Here is a 20,516-nt window from a genome sequence, read left to right on the forward strand (position 1 = left end):
CACGGCAGAAGGGGGCGCCTCTCCCGAGGGAGGGCGCCCCCTTCTGCCGTACGGCTGTCAGGTCCGGTGTTTCCTCTTGCCCAGCGTCTTCATGTAGAGCATGTCGCCGAAGCCCACGATGATGATCGCGGCGATGAGCTGGAAGACGTGGCGGCTCCAGTCGATGCCGGGGGTCTCGTCCACACCGAACCCGCGTGCCATGGCGTTGCCGGCGATGGCGCCGAGCATGCCGAAGATAGTGGTCAGCCAGAGGGGACTGTGCTGTTTCCCGGGGATGATCGCCTTGGCGATCAGGCCCAGCACGAATCCCACGATGATCGCCCACAACCAGCCCATGGCTGCCTCCTCGTACGGCTCGACGTGAGCATTACGGTCAGTGTCGGTCCGTTCGGGCTACGCCGCATGCCGGGTGCGGCCGTACGTGCCGGGAGCGAGCCCGTCCGCCCAGGCGGGAGGTGCCCCGGTCTCGTAGGCGGCGCAGACGCGGCGTAACGTGGGAGCTGTCCGGGCCCGGTACCTCCGCCGGGTAAGAAGCGGATGCGGGGAACGGGGAGAGTCCGATGCGGGCGGATGGTGGAATGTGATGCGGAAGCAGCATGGCGGCGGCAGCGCCCAGGTGTTCCGGATCACCGGAGCCAGGACGAGCCTTCAGGAGGACGTGCGCGGACGTCAGCGCCGGTACGTCATCTCGATGACGGTCCGTACGATTTCCGTGGTGCTCGCGGCCACGCTCTGGAACGTCGAACGGCACGTCGCGATCGTCGCGCTGGTACTCGGGGCCGTTCTGCCCTATATCGCCGTTGTCATCGCCAACGCGGGGCGGGAGAACGCGCCCTCACTGCCGTCGACCTTCGTGACCGCTCCCACCCCGCCGATGATCATGCCGCCGCGAGCCGATGACGATTTCGCGGAACCCGTGCCGGAAGGCGGGGCGGGCGGAGCGGCGTCGGGCGCGCGGGGCGAACCCCGCGAGCGGACCTGAAGCACCAAGCTCAAGGAAAGCTCAGATCAATCATGTTGTTCCAGTGCCGTACGACGGGTTACCCGTGACATACTTCGTACGCGCTCCGCATCCCCCGTCGGAGCGACAGACCGACGCCGGGCAGCTCCCCCCGTGGCTGCTCGGCGTCGCCTTTTCCCCCACTTCCTTTCCCGCTCGTTTTCCCCGCCTGTGAGACGAAATCCGTGAGTGACGAGACCCCGATCTGCTCCGCGAAGGGCTGCCGCGCCGACGCCGTGTGGGTGCTCGCGTGGAACAACCCGAAGATCCACACGCCGGAGCGGCGCAAGACGTGGCTGGCCTGTGAGGAGCACCGGGAGCATCTGTCGCAGTTCCTCGGGGTGCGGGGCTTCCTCAAGGATGTCGTGAAGTTCGAGGACTGGCAGGCGCCCGAAGAAGCCTAGCCGCCGATCGCCGACATCGGCCGGTCCGGCTGGACGAACGTCGGGTCGTCCAGGCCCGCTCCCGCCTTCTTGCCCCACATCGCCTCGCGCCAGATGCGGGCGATCTCCTCGTCGGGGGCGTCGGAGCGCAGCGCCGCTCGGAGGTCTGTCTCCTCGCGGGCGAAGAGGCAGTTGCGTACCTGACCGTCGGCCGTGAGGCGGGTGCGGTCGCAGGCCGCGCAGAACGGGCGGGTGACCGAGGCGATGACGCCCACGACGTGTGGACCGCCGTCCACGATCCAGCGTTCCGCGGGGGCTGAGCCGCGCTTCTCCGAGCCCTCCTCGGTGAGGTCGAAGCGGGTGCGCAGGGAGGTCAGGATGTCCCCGGCGGTGATCATGCCGTCGCGCTTCCAGCCGTGCTGGGCGTCCAGGGGCATCTGCTCGATGAAGCGCAGTTCGTAGTCGTGCTCCACCGCCCAGGCGAGGAGGTCGGGGGCCTCGTCGTCGTTCAGTCCGGGCATCAGGACGGAGTTCACCTTGACCGGGGTCAGGCCCGCCTCGCGGGCCGCGTCCAGGCCCTCCAGGACGTCCTGGTGGCGGTTGCGGCGGGTGAGGGTCTTGAAGACGTCCGGACGCAGGGTGTCGAGGGAGACGTTGACCCGGTCCAGGCCGGCGGCCTTGAGGGCGGTGGCCGTGCGCTTGAGGCCGATGCCGTTGGTGGTGAGGGACATCTGGGGGCGCGGCTCCAGAGCCGCGACGCGCTCGACGATGCCGACCAGGCCGGGGCGCAGCAGGGGCTCACCGCCGGTGAAGCGGACCTCCTCGATACCGAGGGAGGTCACGGCGATGTCGATCAGGCGGACGATCTCGTCGTCGGTGAGCAGATCGGGCTTGGCCAGCCACTGCAGGCCCTCTTCCGGCATGCAGTACGTGCACCGCAGGTTGCAGCGGTCGGTCAGCGAGACTCTCAGGTCGGTGGCCACCCGGCCGTAGGTGTCGATGAGCACGTGGGCCCCCTCCCTCGTCGCGGATCAGTGCCGACTCCATCGGTTTCCGTCACCTGCGAGCCTACGTGACGTCGCTGACAACGACAGTGCCCGATCCCACGACGTCCGAAGCGGCCGTGTCGTAGAGATCTACGACACGGCCGCTTCGGGGGGCGTGTCAGTGGGCGCCGGTACCGGTCAGCGACCGGACCTCCAGCTCCGCGTACTTGCCCTTGTCCGGCTCCTCCTTGGAGAGGTAGGTGCCGATGATGCCGAGCAGGAAGCCGACCGGGATCGAGATGAGACCCGGGTTCTCCAGCGGGAACCAGTGGAAGTCGACGTCCGGGAACATCGAGGTGGGCTTGCCGGAGACGACCGGCGAGAACAGCACCAGGCCGACCGCCGTGACGAGTCCGCCGTAGATCGACCACAGGGCGCCAGAGGTGGTGAACCGCTTCCAGAAGAGGCTGTAGATGATCGTCGGCAGGTTTGCCGAGGCGGCGACCGCGAAGGCGAGCGCGACGAGGCCTGCGACGTTGAGGTCGCGGGCGAGGGCGCCCAGCAGGATGGAGACCGCGCCGATACCGACGGTCGCCCAGCGGGCCGCACTCATCTCCTGCTTCTCGGTGGCCTGACCGCGCTTGATGACGTTCGCGTAGATGTCGTGCGCGAAGGACGACGACGAGGCCAGGGTGAGGCCGGCGACGACCGCGAGGATCGTGGCGAAGGCGACCGCCGAGATGGTGGCCAGCAGGATCGCGCCCCAGTTGGAGTCGACGCCGCCCAGATGCAGGGCCAGCAGTGGCGCCGCCGTGTTGCCCGCCTTGTTGGAGGCGATGATCTCGTCCGGCTTGATCAGGGCCGCGGCGCCGAAGCCGAGGGCGAGGGTCATCAGGTAGAAGGCGCCGATGAGGCCGATGGCCCAGATGACCGACTTACGGGCGGCCTTGGCGGTGGGCACCGTGTAGAAGCGGATCAGGATGTGCGGCAGACCGGCGGTGCCGAGGACCAGGGCGATGCCGAGCGAGATGAAGTCCAGCTTGGTGGTGCCCGTGGCGCCGTACTTCAGGCCCGGCTCCAGGAAGGCCGCGCCCTTGCCGCTGTTGTCGGCGGCGGAGCCGAGCAGGTCGGAGACGTTGAAGTCGAACTTCAGCAGGACCAGGAAGGTCAGCAGCAGGGCGCCGACGATCAACAGGACGGCCTTGACCATCTGGACCCAGGTGGTGCCCTTCATGCCGCCGATGGTGACGTACACGATCATCAGGACGCCGACCAGGGCGACGATGCCGATCTTGCCGCCGTCGCTGGTGATGCCGAGCAGCAGGGAGACCAGGACACCCGCGCCCGCCATCTGGGCCAGCAGGTAGAAGATCGAGACCACGATGGTGGAGGTGCCGGCCGCCGTGCGGACCGGGCGCTGGCGCATCCGGTACGCGAGGACGTCGCCCATCGTGTAGCGGCCGGAGTTGCGCAGCGGTTCGGCGACCAGGAGCAGGGCGACGAGCCAGGCGACCAGGAAGCCGATGGAGTACAGGAAGCCGTCGTAGCCGAAGAGGGCGATGGCGCCCGCGATGCCGAGGAAGGACGCGGCGGACATGTAGTCGCCGGAGACGGCGAGGCCGTTCTGGAAACCGGTGAACTGGCGGCCGCCCGCGTAGAAGTCGGAGGCGTCCTTGGTCTGGCGTCCGGCCCAGACCGTGATGACGAGGGTCGCGAGGACGAAGACCGCGAACAGGCTGATGATCAGCCCTCGGTGCTCGCTGGCCTCGCCGGCCGCCAGGGTGATCGCGGGGCTCATGCGCCGCCCTCCATCCGGGACTTGATCGCCTCGGCCTTGGGGTCGAAGCGGGCGGCAGCGGTGCGCGCGTACCACCAGGCGATGAGGAACGTGGTGAGGAACTGGGCGAGGCCCAGGACCAGGGCGATGTTGATGTTGCCGACGACCTTGGTGCCCATGAAGTCGCCCGCGTAGTTGGACAGCAGGACGTACAGCAGGTACCAGGCGATGAAGCCGACGGTCAGCGGAAAGGCGAAGGAGCGGTAGGAGCGGCGCAGTTCACCGAACTCCGCGCTCTCCTGCACCTCGGTGAACTCCTCGGTGGTGGGGAGTTTATGGGTCTCTTTCGAGGGTGGCGGTGCGTCGGTGGCCACGGAGTCTCCTCGCGTTGCGGATGCGGTTGTGACGGGGATCGGGCGCGAGTGTCCTCGCCTTCCCTGCCCAAGGTCACGGCGGCACGCTCGGACCGGTTCAACTCGCTTTGCTTCTTTCCGAACTCACCTTGGGGAAGTCATTGCTGGCCAGCGACTTCGGGAGATAGCTTCGGCCTGCACCACCCGTCATGTACCTGCCCGAGCGACACCTGTGTCTCGGGCCGGTTTCGTTTCCGGATGATGTGGAGACCCCATGTCCCAGCCGCGTTCCAGACGTTCGAGGCGTTCGATACGTTCAAGAGACCGTCTCGCGCTCGCCGTGCCCGTCGTGCTGTCCCTCACGGCCTCGCTCGGCTTTCTGCCCTCGGCGGCCTCGGCCGCCCCTGCCACGGAGTCCGTGGCACAGGCAGCGGACGCGACGAACCTGTCGTACGTCGTCAACACCAAGGTGGACCACCGCACGATCGCGTCGGTGAAGAAGGCGATACCGGCGGCCGGCGGCACCGTCGTGATCGCGTACGAGAAGATCGGCGTGATCGTCGTCCACTCCTCCGCGCCTGACTTCGCCCAGAAGATCCGCAAGGTGCGCGGGGTTCAGTCGGCCGGCGCCACCCGCACCTCGCCGCTGACCCCGGCGGGCACGACGGACGAGGGCGCGGTCCAGGTGCTGTCGGACGCGCAGGCCGCGAAGGTCGCGAAGACCTCGGCCGCCACGCCGGACAGCGAGCCCCTCGAGGCCGATCAGTGGGACCTGCGCGCGATAGGCGCCGACAAGGCCGCCAAGATCAACCCGGGCAGCCGCAAGGTGACCGTCGCCGTGATCGACACCGGCGTCGACGACACCCACCCCGACATCGCACCGAACTTCTCCGCCGCGCAGTCGGCCAACTGCGACGGTGGTGTCCCGGACACCACCGCGGGCGCCTGGCGGCCGTACACCGCGGACGACTACCACGGCACACACGTGGCCGGTGAGATCGCCGCGGCCCGCAACGGTGTCGGCGTGGCCGGGGTCGCGCCCGGCGTGAAGGTCTCGGCCATCAACGTGACCGACCGGAGCAACGGCCTCTTCTACCCGGAGAGCGTCGTGTGCGCGTTCGTGTTCGCCGCCGACCACGGCGTCGAGATCACGAACAACAGCTACTACGTTGATCCCTGGCTGTACAACTGCATGGACGACCCCGATCAGCGGGCCATTGTTGATTCGGTCAACAGGGCGCAGCTGTACGCGCAGCACAAGGGCACGCTCAGCCTGGCGTCGGCGGGCAACTCCAACGACGACCTGGACTCCGACGCGATCGTCGACGCGTCCAGCCCCGACGACTCCACTGCGGTGGAGCGCACCGTCGATCCGCACGAGTGCTTCGACGTGCCGACGCAGTTGCCCGGTGTCGTCACGGTCAGTGCGACGGGCGTCAAGAACCTCAAGTCGTACTACTCCTCGTACGGCAAGGGCGTCATCGACGTCGCGGCCCCCGGTGGCGACCGGCTCTACCAGATCCCGGACACGCCGTCGCAGAACGGCCGCATCCTGTCCACCCTGCCGAACGGCGAGTACGGCTTCCTGCAGGGCACTTCGATGGCCTCGCCGCACGCCGCGGGCGTCGCCGCGTTGCTGAAGTCGACGCATCCCAAGGCGAGCCCGGCCCAACTGCAGGCGCTGCTCAAGGCGCAGGCGGACGCCACGAGCTGCCCGGCCTCCTACGACCAGGACGGCGACGGCGCACAGGACGCGGTGTGCGAGGGCGGCACCCGGGCCAACGGGTTCTACGGCTTCGGCATCGTCAACGCGCTGCGCGCGGTCAAGTGACCCGCCCGCACCGCTTGTCCCGCATAAGAACTGGAGAGACTCTCATCATGACAGGGCCCCACTCGCGCCATCGGCGTGCGCTCGCGATCCCGCTCGGTATGGCCATGGCTACTGCCATGGCGTTCCTCCCCGGCGCCACGGCGTCCGCGTCCGGCCTGCCGGGCACCACGGCCGGTGTCACCGGTGCCGTCAGCGACGTCCTCGCCTCCGCCGACGCGGACGGCACGGCGCTCAGCTACGTCGTCAACGTCCGCCCCGGGCACGGCCCTTCCGCCCAGGTGAAGAAGGCCATTGCCGCGGCCGGCGGCACGATCGTGACGTCGTACGACCAGATCGGCGTGATCGTCGTCCACTCGTCGAACCCCGACTTCGCCAAGACGATCCGCAAGGTCCACGGGGTCGAGTCGGCCGGCAACACGCGCAACGCGCCGCTGCCCGCCCAGTCGACGACCGACGAGGGCACGCCGAAGGCGCTCGACTCGGCGCAACTGGCCGCCGCGCAGGCCGCCGCCGACGCCGGCCAGGACCCGCTGGAGTCCTTGCAGTGGGACCTGCCCGCCATCAAGGCGGACAAGGCGCACGAGAAGTCGCTCGGCAGCAGCAAGGTGACCGTCGCCGTCATCGACACCGGCGTGGACGACACCCACCCGGACCTCGCGCCGAACTTCGACCGGGCCGCGTCGGTCAACTGCGTGACGGGCAAGCCGGACACCACCGACGGGGCGTGGCGGCCGAGCGCGGCGGAGAGCCCGCACGGCACGCACGTGGCAGGTGAGATCGCGGCCGCCAAGAACGGCGTCGGTATGACGGGGGTCGCGCCCGGCGTGAAGGTGGCGGGCATCAAGGTGTCCACCACCGCCGGCTACTTCTACACGGAGGCCGTGGTCTGCGGCTTCGTGTGGGCGGCCACACATGGGGTCGACGTCACCAACAACAGCTATTACACCGACCCTTGGTACTTCAACTGCACCGACGACCCGGACCAGAAGGCCCTCGTGGACGCCATCACCCGGGCCACGCGGTACGCGGAGAAGAAGGGCGTGGTCAACGTCGCCGCGGCCGGCAACGAGAACTACGACCTCGCGGCCGACGAGATCACCGACCCGGTCTCACCGAACGACGGCACGCCCTCGGACCGGGTGATCGACCCGTCGAAGTGCTTCGACATACCGACCCAGTTGCCGGGTGTCGTGACGGTCGCGTCGACCGGCGCCAAGGGCATCAAGTCGTCGTTCTCCAACCACGGCCTGGGCGTCATCGACGTCGCCGCGCCCGGTGGTGACTCGACGGCCTACCAGACGCCCCAGCCGCCCGCGACCAGCGGGCTCATCCTGGGCACGCTGCCGGGCGGCAAGTGGGGCTACATGGCCGGTACGTCGATGGCCTCGCCGCACGCCGCGGCCGTGGCCGCCCTGATCAAGTCGACGCATCCGTACGCCGCGCCGGCCCTGGTGAAGGCGCTGCTGTACGCCGAGGCCGACGCCACCCCGTGCACGGATCCCTACGACATCAACGGCGACGGCAAGGTCGACGCGGTGTGTGAGGGGTCAAAGAACCGCAACGGCTTCTACGGCTGGGGCACGGTGGACGCACTGGACGCGGTGACAAAGTAGGCCCCTCCACATATTGATTCCGTCAACACTGCATAGTGCAGTCATGATGGGAATCAACTTTGTGGTGCGGGAGGGCGCTCTTCAGGGGCGTCTTCCCGCACAGCAGCTGGCGCGGACTTGCGTCGGCGAGTGCGCGCTGGCCGCCGCCGAACTGGGAGCGCTGCGGGCCGGGCTCGCCGAGGTGCCGACGGTGCGGGTGGACGACGGTGCGGTCGCCACCGCTTTCCTGAGCGAACGTCACCTGTTGATCAATGGTCGCCAGCCGGTCAACTTCGCGCCGCTGTCCCGGTTCTGGCGGACGGCGGACGGGTGGGTCCGCACCCACGCGAACTATCCGCACCACCGCGCGCGGCTGCTCCAGGCCCTGGGGGTGCCGGAGGACCCTGCGGCCGTGGAGGCAGCGCTGGCCGAGCGGTCCGCCCTGGACGTCGAGGACGCCGTGTACGCGGCCGGGGGTCTCGCCGTCGCCCTGCGCTCTCCCGAGGAGTGGGCCGTGCACCCGCAGGCGGCCGAGGTGGCGAAACGACCGCTGGTCGAGCAGGGGCGGCTGGACACGGCACGTGCGCGTGCGTTCGCGCCGGTCGGCACCTCTCCCCTGCTGCCGGCCGCCGGCCTGCGCGTCCTGGACCTGACGCGGGTTCTCGCGGGACCGGTCGCCACCCGCACCCTCGCCCTGCTCGGCGCGGACGTCCTGCGCCTGGACGCGCCCGCGCTGCCCGAACTGCCGGACCAGCACGCCGACACGGGCTTCGGGAAACGGTCGGCGACGCTCGACCTGGCCGCCGACCGGCGGACATTCGAGGAACTGCTCGCGGCGGCGGACGTGGTCGTCACCGGATACCGGCCGGGCGCGCTGGACCGGTTCGGGCTGTCACCCGAAGCGCTGGCGGAGCGGCGGCCCGGGGTGGTCGTGGCGCAGTTGTCGGCGTGGGGCGGATACGGGCCCTGGCGCGAACGGCGAGGCTTCGACAGCCTCGTACAGGCGGCCACCGGGATCGCGCTGCTGGAGGGTTCACCGGATCGGCCGGGCGCGCTGCCGGCGCAGGCCCTCGACCACGGGACGGGTTATCTGCTGGCGGCAGCCGTGCTGCGGGCGCTGACCGAGCAGTCGTACGAGGGCGGGAGCCGGTTCGTGCGGCTGGCGCTGGCACGGACGGCCCAGTGGCTGACCGACGGCATGGACGACAAGATCGCGGCGGGTGACGCCGTGAGCGAGCCGTACGACGGCCCTGAGCCCTGGTTGGCGGAGACGGACAGCGCGCTCGGGCGGCTGCGATACGCCCTCTCGCCGGTCTCCTTCGAGAGCGGTCCGGCGGACTGGGCGCGGCCGCCGGTGCCGTGGGGCACGGATGCCGCGCGCCTGAGCTGAGCGGGCCGGAACCAACCGCGGCACCAGAAACATACCTATGGGTGGAATGCCTTACCGCCACTTGTTTCACTGCAGTTGCCCGGATCTGTCCGCTGTGGTCAAGTTCGGGGGGTGACCTTGACAAGACCCAGCTCCGAGGCGACCGACGCGGGCGACCCCACCCGGCGTCCCGGCACCGGCCTGGCGGTCGCCGTCCTTGTCCTGTCGGTACTGGCCGTGGCGATACCGCTGTTCGGGCCGTCCGCCGCGCTGCGCGGCACCGGGGAGGCCGCCGCGCCCGGGGCCGGCGGGGTGGCCCTGTTGCGGGCGGTGCTGTTCGCGGCGCTGTGTGTGCCGGTGGGCGAGCTGTTCGTGGGTCTGCTGGCCCGCTCCGTGCCCGATGCTCCACCGGATGTGCCACGCTCCTGGGCCCCTTGTGCGGCCGCCGCCGGTTTCCTCGCCGCGCTGGGTCTGGCGTCGGTGGTGGCGACCGGCAATCTGGTGCCGCACAGCCTTTCCGAGATCAATGTCGGCGGTCTGTACGCGTCGCGGGACGGCAAGTTGGCGCTCCTGGAGGTCAACGCGTTCCTGGTGGCCGGCCTGTGCGCCCGTTCGGCCCGCCCGGCCGGCCAGGTGTGGCCCCTGGCGGCCGTGGTGGTGGCGGAGGCCCTGCGCGCGCATCCCCCGACCCAGCACAGTCCGCTGACCGGCTCCGGACTGACGCTGGTCCATCTGACGTGCGCGGCGCTGTGGGCGGGCGGACTGCTGCGGGTACTGCGGACGCTGCGCCGCTGGGGCCCCGCGGAGCCGGGCGCGGCGCTGCTCGGGCTCTACGCGCGTGTGGCGGCCGTTCTGCTCGCCGCCATCACCGCGACCGGTGTGTGGAGTTCGCTGCGCCGGATGCCGCCCGGCACGATCCTTGAGCAGCTGACGGACACGGCCTACGGGCGCACGCTGCTCGCCAAGGTGCTCCTCGTGGCGGTCGTCGCCGCTTTCGCCCTGTGGGCCCGGATCCGGCTGCACCGCGCCCCCGCCTCGCTGACCGCCTGCGCTCCCGCACGTGCGGAGGTCGTCGCCCTGGGACTCGTGGTCGTGGTGTCGGGGCTGCTGACGGCGCTGCCGTTGCCGATCCGCTGGTGAAAGCCGCTTGGTGAGCGCTAGTTGGTGACGAGGACCTTGAGGGCGGTGCGCTCGTCCATCGCCTTGTAGCCGGCGGGGACACCCTCCAGGTCGACGGTCATGTCGAAGACGGGTGATGCGTCGACGGTGCCGTCCAGGACGTCGGGGAGCAGCTCGGGGATGTAGGCACGGACCGGCGCGACCCCGCCGCGCAGGGCGATGTTCCGGTCGAACATGACGCCGAGGTCGACGCCCGTGTCGCTGCCGTGCGGCACACCGACGAAGCCGATGGCACCGCCGTCGCGGGTGATGCCGACAGCCGTACGCATGGACTGTTCGGTGCCGACGGCCTCGACGACGGCGTGCGCGCCCTGGCCGCGGGTGAGTTCGCGGACGGCCTCGACGGCCGCGTCCCCGCGCTCGGCGACGACATCGGTGGCACCGAAGCGGCGCGCGATGTCGGTGCGGACCTGGTGACGGCCCAGGGCGATGATCCGTTCGGCGCCGAGCCGCTTGGCCGCGAGCACCGCGCACAGGCCGACGGCCCCGTCGCCGACGACGGCGACCGTGGCGCCCGGTCGGGCTCCGGCGCCGAGGGCCGCGTGGTGACCGGTGCCCAGGACGTCGGAGAGAGTCAGCAGGGAGGACAGCAGGCGGTCGTCGGAAGCCGCCTCCTTGGGCAGCCGTACGAGGGTGCCGTCGGCGAAGGGGACGCGCACGGCCTCACCCTGGCCGCCGTCGTAGCCGACGGAACCCCAGAATCCGCCGTGCTCGCAGGAGGTGGTCAGGCCCTCGCGGCAGTAGTCGCAGACGCCGTCGGACCACATGAAGGGCGCGACGACGAGGTCACCGCGGCCGATGGTGCCGACCTCGGAGCCGGTCTCCTCCACGATGCCGAGGAACTCGTGCCCGATCCGCTGACCCGGCTGCCGGACCGCCTCGCCGCGGTAGGCCCACAGGTCGCTGCCGCAGATGCAGGCGCGCAGCACCCGGAGCACGGCGTCGGTGGGCAGCCGCACCACGGGCTCGGGCACGTCCTCCACGCGCATGTCGTACGGGGCGTGGATGGTGGTCGCGCGCATGGCGAGGATCCTTCTCGTGCGAGGTCGTGGCGGCGCTCAGGGGGTGGTCGAGCGCACCTCACCGTACGTCGCCAGCGGTCCGGGGCGCGCTTCGAGGGCTCGTAGTGTGCCACTGGCCAGCAGGAACTGCGCGGCAATGTACGTGAGCATGATCCAGAACTCGGGCCGCGGGAGCTGGGGCCAGTCGGCGACGCCGGTCGCGATGAGGGTGTCCGAGAGGAGGAAGAGCGCTCCGCCGCATCCGGTGAGCGCCCCGAACCGCGCGGCCGACGCGCACGCCATGGTCGCGAGCAGGACGCTGTAGCCGGCGACGGGCACGCGCAGTCCGGCGGGCAGGTCCGGCCACAGGAACACCACGGTGACGGCGAGCGCGGTGCCGTAGGCGGGTGCGAGCAGGCCGACACGCGCGCGTGAGCTGCCGTAGCCCTGGAAGAGCACCAGGTAGCAGACGTGGCCCGCCGCGAAGAAGGCCATGCCGGCGAGGAAGGCGGGGTCGGCGTCGGACAGCAGCATGACGTCGCCACCCCAACCGCACAGGAGGGCGGCGACCAGGAGCCGGGGCGCCGCGGACGCGACGGAGTACGCGGCCAGGAGGGGCATCAGAAGGGGCTTGGCGACGGCGTGCCCGGGAGCGAAGCCGGTGGCCAGGGAGGTGAGGTCGACGGCGGCGGCGAGGGCGAAGACCGCGAGGAGTGCGCGGCGGGTGCGGTGGGTTCCGTGGGCCCTCGGGATTCTCACGCCGGCACGGTCTCCTCGGCCGTCTCCGGTACCGGTGCCGGTGCCCAGCCCGGCCCCCTGAAGACGCGTCCCGCCCGCTCGCGCCAACTCCGCGCCTTCTTGACGTCCTTGATGATCGCTACGTACTCGTGGGTGGCCACCTTGATCGGGTTGAACGTGTTGATGTTCTTGGTCAACCCGTAGACGGGCCGTTCGGTCTCGGCGACGAACGAGCCGAAGAGCCGGTCCCAGACGATGAGGATCCCGCCGAAGTTGCGGTCCAGGTAGCCGCCCTGGGAGGCGTGGTGGACGCGGTGGTGGGACGGGGTGTTGAAGACGAACTCGAACCAGCGGGGCATCTTGTCGATGCGTTCGGTGTGGATCCAGAACTGGTAGACGAGGTTCGCGGAGGAGCAGAAGGCGAGCGCGGCCGGGTGGACGCCGGCGGCGACGAGGGGGACGTAGAACGGCCAGACGGTCAGGGTGGTCCAGGGCTGGCGCAGCGCGGTGGTGAGGTTGAACTTCCGGCTGGAGTGGTGGACGACGTGGCAGGCCCACAGGATGCGGATGACGTGGTGGCCGCGGTGGGACCAGTAGTAGAAGAAGTCCTGCCCGAGCAGCATCAGGGGGACCGTCCACCACAGGACGGGGACGCGGAGCGGGGTGAGCTCGTACAGGGCCGTGTAGAGGGCCACGATCGGGATCTTCCACAGGAAGTCGAAGAAGAGGCTGCCGAGTCCCATACCGATGCTGGTGGCGGTGTCCTTCGTCTCGTAGCCGGCGGCGTCCTCGTCGGGATGGATGCGGACGCTGATCATCTCGATGACGGTGAGCAGCACGAAGGCGGGTATGGACCAGACCACGACGTCGGGGAGGTTCGGCATGCCTGCACCGTAGAACCGCCGGTCAGGCGCGGCTAGACGTTGTTACCCACAAGTATTACCGGTGGTACGCGCTTGCTTCTTGGCGATCTCCACCAACGGATGTCAGTGGGCGGTCTTACGCTGTGGAGGAAGTGGAGAGGGAGGTCGGGGGATGCAGGGGCTCGAGGTCGTTCTGGACGCCGAGCGGTTGGTCGCGGCGGCTGTGAGCCCCCGGGCGGCCGTTCGATCAACTGCGGTGGTCGGCCGACGAGTTGGTCCCGTCCGCCCAGAACCCGTACCGGGAGCTGCTGGAGCTGTGCTGCGAGCAGCTCATGGCGCATCCGCCGTTCGCGGCGCGGGCGACGGTGGAGCAGACCGGGTGGACGGGCGAGCTGCCCAGGGGGCGGGGCGCGGAGGCGCCGGTCGGCGCTTGCGTTCCTTCCCCACGCCGGACGGGCGGGAAGTGCCGCTGCGCCCCCGACGGCTGCGTCGAGGGACTCCTCACCAACGGACGGGCGTTGGTGCCGGCTACGTCAACTGACCCCCGCCACCCCCAACAACACCCCCACTACGTAAGTAACCCCCATCGCCAACACCCCACCCCCCACGTTCCGCAGCACCGCCCGCCCAGGAGCCGCCGCCCCCAGCCGTGCGCTGCTCCAGCCGGTCAGCACCAGCGCCGCCACCACCGACACCACCGTCACCGGTACCCGCCACCCCGACGGTGGCAGCACGATGGCGAGCAGTGGCAGCAACGCCCCCGCCGTGAACGCCAGGAAGCTCGCCCAGGCCGCATGCCAGGGGTTCGTCAGCTCGTCCGGGTCGATGCCGAGCTCCACGCGCGCGTGAGCCCGCAGTGCGTCACGTTCCGTCAGTTGTTCCGCCGCCTCACGGGCCACGGCGCGTGACAGCCCCCGTTCCTCCAGAAGGTCCGTCAACTCCTCCAGCTCCGCCTCCGGCTGTTCCCTCAACTCCCTTTTCTCCACAGCCAGCGCGGCCATCTCGGAGTCGCGCTGGGTCGACACGGACACATACTCCCCGGCCGCCATGGACATCGAGCCGGCCAGCAGGCCCGCCAGCCCCGCCGTCAGCAACGCCGCGCGGTCGCTCGTCGCACCGGCCACGCCGACGACCAGCCCCGCAGTGGAGACGATGCCGTCGTTGGCGCCAAGGACGGCCGCGCGCAGCCAGTTGAGGCGGGCGCCGAGCGCGCCGCCGTGGGCTTCGTCGTGCGTCGGTTCGGTCATCTCCGGAGGATGGCACCCCGGTCTTCGCGAGCCGGGCACCGACGCCACCGTGAGGGACTGTCAGTCGCGGCCCGTATCCTCATGGACCATGCTCGAAGACCAGACGACCGCAGCGTCCTCCCCCCCAACGTGGCCGGCCGTGTATCCGCAGGGATACGCGGTCGTCGACGTGGAGACCACCGGCCTGGCCCGGGACGACCGGATAATCTCCGCCGCCGTCTACCGGCTGGACGCGCACGGCGAGGTCGAGGACCACTGGTACACGCTGGTCAATCCGGAGCGCGATCCCGGCCCGGTGTGGATCCACGGGCTGACGAGCGAGGCACTCGAAGGCGCGCCTCTCTTCCAGGACATCGCCGACGAGTTCTCGGCCCGTCTCGACGGTCGCGTGCTCGTCGCGCACAACGCCGTCTTCGACTGGCAGATGATCGCCCGCGAGTACGCGCGCGCGGGCCGGGTGCCTCCGGTGAGTCAGCGGCTGTGCACCATCGTCCTGTCCAAGGAGCTGGGGCTGCCTCTGCCCAACCACAAGCTGGAGTCGCTGGCGGCGCACTTCGGCGTCGTACAGCAGCGGGCGCACCATGCCCTCGACGACGCGCGCGTCCTCGCGGAGGCGTTCCGGCCGAGTCTGCGGGCGGCGGCCGCACGAAGCGTGCGGCTGCCCCTGCACGAGTGCCGGCCGCTGACCGAGTGGACGGACCGGGCGGTGCCCAGGCAGTCGGCAGGCTACGGCAGTTACCGGGCGACGAGTTGGCGGCCCGCGCGCAAGCGGCCCGCGTGCCCCTACCCCAACCCGGGGCGCTACGAAGACGGCAAGCCGCTCAAGCAGGGCATGCGGATCGCGTTCTCCGGGGACACCTCGATCGAGCGCGACCTCCTGGAGGACCGGGCGGTCGAGGCCGGGCTGCATGTCGCCACCAGCATTTCCCGGCTGACCAGCCTGCTCGTCACGAACGACCCGGACTCGGGCACGTCCAAGGTGGTCAAGGCCAGGCAGTTCGGCACACCGGTCGTCGACGAGGCGGCCTTCGGGCAGCTTCTCAGGGATGTGGAGCCGGCGTCGGAGGGATGACCGTACGGAAGTCAGGACCGTACGGATGGGTGATTTGCCGTACGACTCGCCCCGCGCCGACGCGCCCGCACGGCGCCGACGGCCCACCCTGTGGCGCATGGCGACTTGCGAAGTTTGCGGCAACAACTACGGCATGACCTTCGAGGTGCACGCACAGGGTGCGGTGCATGTCTTCGACTGCTTCTCCTGTGCGATCCACCGGATGGCACCGATCTGCGAGCACTGTCGTGTGCAGATCATCGGGCAGGGTGTGGAGGTGGAGGGCCACTGGTTCTGCGGTGCGCACTGCGCTCGCGCGGAGGGAAGGGTGGGCATCGTCGACCGGGTCTGACCACACCCCTGTGCGAACACCCCGCGGTCCGAGTTGTACGGTCGTGGGGTGTACCGCTTCCTGTTGTCCCGGCAGTGGGTGATCCTCACGCTGGTCGCCCTGCTCCTCATCCCCACGATGATCAGGCTGGGCATTTGGCAGATGCACCGTTACGAGGAGCGCACCGCCCGCAACCAGCTGGTCTCCGACGCGATGTCCGCGAAGCCGGTGCCCGTGGAGCGGATGACCTCGCCCGGACACACCGTCACCACTCACGACCGGTATCGCAGCGTGACCGCGAAGGGTCACTTCGACACCGACGACGAGGTCGTGGTCCGGCGCCGCACCAACTCCGACGACGAGGTCGGGTACCACGTCCTGACCCCCTTCGTCCTGGACGACGGCAAGGTGCTGCTGGTCAACCGGGGGTGGATCCCGTCGGACGGGCCGAGCCAGACCGCGTTCCCGAAGGTCCCCGCACCCCCGAAGGGCGAGATCACCGTCACGGGGCGGCTGATGCCCGACGAGACGACCGCGGCGAGCGGCATCAAGAACCTCAAGGGACTGCCCGACCGGCAGGTCATGCTGATCAACAGCGAGCAGGAGGCCGAGCGGCTGGGCGCCACGGTGCTCGGCGGCTACATCGCCCAGACGGCACCCGAACCGAAGGGCGACAGCCCGGAACTGATCGGCGGCAACCCCGGCAAGGAGGACGCCGCGCTGAACTACGCCTACGCCATCCAGTGGTGGCTGTTCTCCCTCGGCGTTCCGATCGGCTGGGTGGTCCTGGTACGGCGCGAACTCCGCGACCGCCGGGAGAAAGCGGAGCAGGACAGCACGACGAAGACAGAGCCGGCCACGGTGTGACACGCCGGCTCGGCCCCACGCCGCCCGCAGTGTCCTCAACCGGCCCGGCACCACCTCGGCCGCAAGGGTGACGCACCGGCCCGACCCACAGCGCCGGCCGCGGTGTGTGCACCCGGTCGACCCCACAACACAACGCCGCCAGGGTGCCACCAGCCCCGTACCCCGGACCGCCGCCCACAGCGTGACCAGTCGGCCGGCCCCCGGCCCCACGCCCCACCGCCCCGACCCCAACGCCGACGCACCAACCGCAGCCTCCGCCTCACCGGCCCGGACGACCCCGGTCCCGGTCCCGGTCCCGCCAATAGAGAAACGTGCGCTCCGGCTCGGGCAGGAGCTCCCACGGATGCGGGGTCATCCGGCGGCCGATCCGCCGGAACACGGGTGCCGTGTCGGCCGGGCGGTGTGCCCGGACCAGGGCGAAGGCCAGGATGTTGAGGTCGGTGACGGCCTCGGCGTGCGGTGCGGTGGCGGTGTGGAACCAGTGGGTCAGGGCCGAGTCGATCTCGGCGCCGGCCAGGGGTTCGTTCCAGTGGCTGTCGGCCCCGAGGGGCGTCTGCCGCTGCCGGTGGGCGACGAGTTCGACGCGGGCCGCCACGGGGAGCAGGGCGAGGGACGATCCGTGCGGAGCGCGGGTGGCACCTTGCCCGGCGAAGTCCATCATGTCGGCGACCGAGCCGTGTCCGCGCGGGGACAGACAGCTCAGCAACCGGTGATAGGCACCCCGGTGCCACGGGGCACGGGTGACGGCCTCGGTCCAGACGGGCACGGCGTCCCGGGGCGGCACGGCGAGGGAGTGCATCAGGCCGAGGAGGGCCAGCCAGGGCGTCGGATCCTCGGGGCAGACCTCGGCGGCACGCAGACACGCCCGCTCGGCGTCCCGGGCAACGGTCCACCCGTCGGCCGGGGCCCGCCGTACACACCGGACACAGGCCCACAACACCAGCGCGTCCCCGTCACCGGGCCGTTCGGTGATCCACCGCTCGCACACCGCGGGCGGCAACCGGTCCGCCAGTACGGACATCCGGTGCCACCGGCGATCCCAGTCCCGCCCCGTGTCCCGCAGCAGGTCGGCGACCGGCTGCCAGAGCGGACGGCTGGAACCCGCGCCGAGGCCGTGCAGCTGAGGGGTGGGCCGGAGTTCGGTCAGCGTCGCGTGCAGTGCGTCGTCGTCGAGGGCGGGATGGACCAGGAGGGCGGTGCGGCGTCTGAACATCTCGGTCCCGAAAGGTGAGTGGGGTGTACGGGGCGGGCGGTATGCCCGCCCCGTGGTCCCCGACGGCGACGTCAGCAGCACCGCCCCTGCGGATGAGCCTCCCGGTGCCGGGTGCGCAGCACCTCGTACTCCCGTCGGGTCGGTACCGGCGCCAGCGGATGGTGGCGCAGACGCCGCTCGCGGTAGCGGTCGTACTCGGCCTCCCCGGTCAGCTCCCGCAGGTACCACCGGACGGCCCGCGCCCACCGCCGCGCTGTCGCGGTCACTGTCACGAGCGCACTCCCACGAGCTTCTCACCGGCCTGCTCGGGCAGATCGATCCGCGACTCGACATACGGCGCCTCGGTGGTCGGCGACGCGCCCGGAGCCCGGACAGCCCGCACACACACCACCGCCGCGTTGACGATCACGACCGCGACCAGCAGCAGGAACGCGGCGATCAGCACCCCGTCGACCGTGGAGTCGGTGACCACCGTGTGCATGTCGTCGAGCGTCTTGGCGGGCGCGAGCACCTGGCCCGCGTCGATGCCGTCCGCGTACTTGGTCCGCTGGGCGAAGAACCCGACCCGCGGGTCGTCGGAGAAGATCTTCTGCCAGCCCGCGGTGAACGTGATCGCGACCACCCAGGCCAGCGGGACCCCGGTGACCCATGCCCACCGCAGCTTCCCGGACTTGACGAGGACGGTGGTGCACACGGCCAGCGCGATCGCGGCCAGCAACTGGTTCGCGATGCCGAAGAGCGGGAAGAGCTGGTTGATTCCGCCCAGGGGATCGGTGGCGCCGGTGTAGAGGAAGTAGCCCCAGGCCGCCACCACCAGGGCGCTGCACAGCCAGATGCCCGGCTTCCAGTTGACCCGGCCGACCGGCTTCCACACGTTGCCGAGCATGTCCTGGAGCATGAAGCGGCCGACACGCGTGCCCGCGTCCACCGTGGTCAGGATGAACAGCGCCTCGAACATGATCGCGAAGTGGTACCAGAAGGCCTTCATGGCGGTACCGCCGAACACCCCGGAGAAGATCTCCGACATGCCGACCGCGAGGGTCGGGGCGCCTCCGGACCGGGCGATCAGCGACTGTTCCTCGACCGCCTTGGCGGCCTGGGTCAGCTGGTCGGGCGTGATGGTGAAGCCGAGGCCCGCCACCGCGTGCGAGGCCGACTGGGCTGTCGTGCCCAGCAGTCCGGCCGGGGCGTTCATCGCGTAGTACAGGCCGGGCTCCAGGGTCGCCGCCGCGATCAGCGCCATGATCGCGACGAACGACTCCATCAGCATGGCGCCGTAACCGATGAGACGGACCTGCGACTCCTTCTCGATCAGCTTCGGCGTCGTACCGGAGGAGACCAGCGCGTGGAAGCCGGACAACGCGCCACAGGCGATGGTGATGAACAGGAAGGGGAACAGGGACCCCGCGAACACCGGCCCCGCCCCCGAGGTGGCGAAGTCGCTCACCGCGTCCGCGCGCAGCACCGGGGCGGCGACCACGACGCCCACGGCCAGCAGCGCGATCGTGCCGATCTTCATGAAGGTGGAGAGGTAGTCGCGGGGGGCCAGGAGCATCCAGACCGGGAGGACCGAGGCCACGAAGCCGTAGCCGACCAGGCAGAAGACCAGGGTTGTCGGGCTCAGAGTGAAGGTGGAGGCCAGCGAGGAGTTCTGGACCCAACTGCCGCCGACGATCGCGAGCAGCAGCAGCGCGACGCCGATGAAGCTGGTCTCCACGACCCGGCCGGGGCGGATGCGGTGCATCCAGAAGCCCATGAACAGGGCGATCGGGATGGTCATCGCGACGGAGAAGGTGCCCCACGGGGAGTGCGCGAGGGCGTTGACCACGACCAGGGCCAGCACGCCCAGCAGGATGATCATGATGGCGAAGACCGCGACCAGCGCGGCCGCGCCGCCCGCCCGGCCGATCTCGTCCCGGGCCATCTGCCCGAGCGACTTGCCGTCCCGCCGCATGGACAGGAACAGCACGACCATGTCCTGCACGGCCCCCGCGAAGATCACTCCGGCGACGATCCACAGCGTGCCCGGCAGATATCCCATCTGGGCCGCCAGTACCGGGCCGACCAGCGGTCCGGCGCCCGCGATGGCCGCGAAGTGGTGGCCGAGGAGCACCCGCTTGTCGGTGGGGTGGAAGTCGACGCCGTCCTCCAGGCGTTCGGCCGGAGTGGCGCGGCGGTCGTCCGGTGTCAGGACGCGGCGGGCGATGAACCGGGAGTAGAAGCGGTAGGCGATCGCGTACGAGCCGAGCGCGGCGACGACCAGCCAGACCGCGGAGATCTTCTCGCCCCGAGCCAGCGCGAGCACGCCCCAGGCGACCGCGCCGAGCAGCGCGACGACGGCCCACAGCAGGATCGACCGAGGTGACATACGTGACTTTTCAGGCGCCTCGAGGGCAGGCTGAAGGACGGTTTCGGGCATGGCGGCTCCTCACCGGAAACGGTGGAACGGAAAAGGCGGAGAGACTCAGCGGCGATGTCGGTCCGTCAGCGCATACGCGGCGAGCAGGCACAGACCGCACCCCGGCACCCAGGCGAGCTGGTACCAGTAGAAGAACGGCGTGCCCGCCAGGCGCGGCTCCGCACCGGCGTACATCGGAACCCACAGAAGTCCCGCGGTGGGTGCGAGAAGCAGTACGGCGATCGCGACGCGCCGTAGCCGGTGATGACCGGTCCGTGCCATGACCTGCGCTCCTCTCCCCATCGCTGTGGGTCTGTGCAAGAGTTGCCCACCCGTC

Annotated in this window: 21 protein-coding genes; 9 read left to right on the top strand and 12 right to left on the bottom strand. The window is 70.3% G+C overall.

All coding sequences use genetic code 11. The annotated features are described in order from the left end of the window. Positions 1-57 precede the first annotated feature (57 nt). Complete coding sequence (locus tag QF027_RS11530; protein ID WP_306983479.1) at positions 58-336, bottom strand: GlsB/YeaQ/YmgE family stress response membrane protein; 279 nt, start codon at positions 334-336, stop codon at positions 58-60. A gap of 247 nt (positions 337-583) precedes the next feature. On the opposite strand from QF027_RS11530, the gene QF027_RS11535 reads away from it, so the two are divergent. Continuing rightward, positions 584-982, top strand: coding sequence for a DUF3099 domain-containing protein (locus QF027_RS11535; protein ID WP_266379801.1), 399 nt, complete (start codon positions 584-586; stop codon positions 980-982). A gap of 203 nt (positions 983-1,185) precedes the next feature. Further along, on the top strand, positions 1,186-1,404 hold the full coding sequence (locus tag QF027_RS11540; protein WP_307074304.1) for a hypothetical protein: 219 nt from the start codon (positions 1,186-1,188) through the stop codon (positions 1,402-1,404). Here the strand turns inward: QF027_RS11540 and moaA are convergent. From moaA to QF027_RS11555, 3 genes are all read right to left on the bottom strand, one after another. Then, the gene (gene moaA, locus QF027_RS11545; RefSeq protein WP_307074306.1) at positions 1,401-2,390 is read right to left on the bottom strand and encodes a GTP 3',8-cyclase MoaA; all 990 of its coding nucleotides are present in this window, start codon (positions 2,388-2,390) and stop codon (positions 1,401-1,403) included. The genes QF027_RS11540 and moaA overlap by 4 nt on opposite strands. Before the next feature lie 157 nt (positions 2,391-2,547). Continuing rightward, positions 2,548-4,167 (bottom strand): solute symporter family protein, encoded by a 1,620-nt coding sequence (locus QF027_RS11550; protein ID WP_306983473.1) that lies wholly within the window; start codon positions 4,165-4,167, stop codon positions 2,548-2,550. Next, a complete protein-coding gene (locus QF027_RS11555; protein WP_057618197.1) occupies positions 4,164-4,520 on the bottom strand; it encodes a DUF485 domain-containing protein in 357 nt (118 codons plus the stop codon). Before QF027_RS11555 ends, QF027_RS11550 begins: the two co-directional genes overlap by 4 nt. Before the next feature lie 253 nt (positions 4,521-4,773). On the opposite strand from QF027_RS11555, the gene QF027_RS11560 reads away from it, so the two are divergent. The 4 genes from QF027_RS11560 to QF027_RS11575 all read left to right on the top strand — a co-directional run bounded on the left by QF027_RS11560 (position 4,774) and on the right by QF027_RS11575 (position 10,431). Next, positions 4,774-6,330: a S8 family serine peptidase gene (locus QF027_RS11560; RefSeq protein ID WP_306983470.1), complete on the top strand. Its 1,557-nt coding sequence runs from the start codon at positions 4,774-4,776 to the stop codon at positions 6,328-6,330. A 47-nt stretch (positions 6,331-6,377) separates the two neighbouring features. Beyond that, entirely contained in the window at positions 6,378-7,943 is a 1,566-nt protein-coding gene (locus QF027_RS11565; protein WP_307074309.1) for a S8 family peptidase, read from the top strand. A gap of 43 nt (positions 7,944-7,986) precedes the next feature. Beyond that, the gene (locus QF027_RS11570; RefSeq protein WP_307074311.1) at positions 7,987-9,312 is read left to right on the top strand and encodes a CoA transferase; all 1,326 of its coding nucleotides are present in this window, start codon (positions 7,987-7,989) and stop codon (positions 9,310-9,312) included. A 111-nt stretch (positions 9,313-9,423) separates the two neighbouring features. Then, positions 9,424-10,431 (top strand): CopD family protein, encoded by a 1,008-nt coding sequence (locus tag QF027_RS11575; RefSeq protein ID WP_307074313.1) that lies wholly within the window; start codon positions 9,424-9,426, stop codon positions 10,429-10,431. 17 nt (positions 10,432-10,448) lie between these two features. Here QF027_RS11575 and QF027_RS11580 read toward each other — a convergent pair whose 3' ends face one another. The 4 genes from QF027_RS11580 to QF027_RS11595 all read right to left on the bottom strand — a co-directional run bounded on the left by QF027_RS11580 (position 10,449) and on the right by QF027_RS11595 (position 14,319). After that, positions 10,449-11,492, bottom strand: coding sequence for a zinc-dependent alcohol dehydrogenase family protein (locus QF027_RS11580; RefSeq protein ID WP_306983462.1), 1,044 nt, complete (start codon positions 11,490-11,492; stop codon positions 10,449-10,451). Positions 11,493-11,528: 36 nt separating this feature from the next. Further along, entirely contained in the window at positions 11,529-12,230 is a 702-nt protein-coding gene (locus QF027_RS11585; protein ID WP_373432069.1) for a lysoplasmalogenase, read from the bottom strand. After that, complete coding sequence (locus QF027_RS11590; RefSeq protein ID WP_307074315.1) at positions 12,227-13,093, bottom strand: sterol desaturase family protein; 867 nt, start codon at positions 13,091-13,093, stop codon at positions 12,227-12,229. Before QF027_RS11590 ends, QF027_RS11585 begins: the two co-directional genes overlap by 4 nt. 512 nt (positions 13,094-13,605) lie before the next feature. After that, a complete protein-coding gene (locus tag QF027_RS11595; RefSeq protein WP_307074317.1) occupies positions 13,606-14,319 on the bottom strand; it encodes a VIT1/CCC1 transporter family protein in 714 nt (237 codons plus the stop codon). 88 nt (positions 14,320-14,407) lie between these two features. On the opposite strand from QF027_RS11595, the gene QF027_RS11600 reads away from it, so the two are divergent. The 3 genes from QF027_RS11600 (at position 14,408) to QF027_RS11610 (ending at position 16,568) form a co-directional block, all read left to right on the top strand. Then, positions 14,408-15,391: a DEDDh family exonuclease gene (locus QF027_RS11600; RefSeq protein ID WP_307074319.1), complete on the top strand. Its 984-nt coding sequence runs from the start codon at positions 14,408-14,410 to the stop codon at positions 15,389-15,391. Between the two features lie 97 nt (positions 15,392-15,488). Next, positions 15,489-15,722, top strand: a complete 234-nt coding sequence (locus tag QF027_RS11605) for a hypothetical protein (RefSeq protein ID WP_266524968.1) — start codon at positions 15,489-15,491, stop codon at positions 15,720-15,722. 48 nt (positions 15,723-15,770) lie between these two features. Next, positions 15,771-16,568 (top strand): SURF1 family cytochrome oxidase biogenesis protein, encoded by a 798-nt coding sequence (locus QF027_RS11610; protein ID WP_307074321.1) that lies wholly within the window; start codon positions 15,771-15,773, stop codon positions 16,566-16,568. A 259-nt stretch (positions 16,569-16,827) separates the two neighbouring features. Here QF027_RS11610 and QF027_RS11615 read toward each other — a convergent pair whose 3' ends face one another. The 4 genes from QF027_RS11615 to QF027_RS11630 all read right to left on the bottom strand — a co-directional run bounded on the left by QF027_RS11615 (position 16,828) and on the right by QF027_RS11630 (position 20,461). Next, positions 16,828-17,781 (bottom strand): hypothetical protein, encoded by a 954-nt coding sequence (locus QF027_RS11615; RefSeq protein WP_307074323.1) that lies wholly within the window; start codon positions 17,779-17,781, stop codon positions 16,828-16,830. Positions 17,782-17,852: 71 nt separating this feature from the next. After that, positions 17,853-18,053, bottom strand: a complete 201-nt coding sequence (locus QF027_RS11620; protein ID WP_306983448.1) for a YbdD/YjiX family protein — start codon at positions 18,051-18,053, stop codon at positions 17,853-17,855. Then, positions 18,050-20,149 (bottom strand): carbon starvation CstA family protein, encoded by a 2,100-nt coding sequence (locus QF027_RS11625; RefSeq protein WP_307074325.1) that lies wholly within the window; start codon positions 20,147-20,149, stop codon positions 18,050-18,052. Before QF027_RS11625 ends, QF027_RS11620 begins: the two co-directional genes overlap by 4 nt. 96 nt (positions 20,150-20,245) lie before the next feature. Next, positions 20,246-20,461 (bottom strand): DUF3311 domain-containing protein, encoded by a 216-nt coding sequence (locus QF027_RS11630; protein WP_266524998.1) that lies wholly within the window; start codon positions 20,459-20,461, stop codon positions 20,246-20,248. Between the last annotated feature and the right edge of the window lie 55 nt (positions 20,462-20,516).

Origin of the sequence: Streptomyces canus (assembly GCF_030816965.1) — a bacterium.
Classification (GTDB): domain Bacteria; phylum Actinomycetota; class Actinomycetes; order Streptomycetales; family Streptomycetaceae; genus Streptomyces; species Streptomyces canus_E.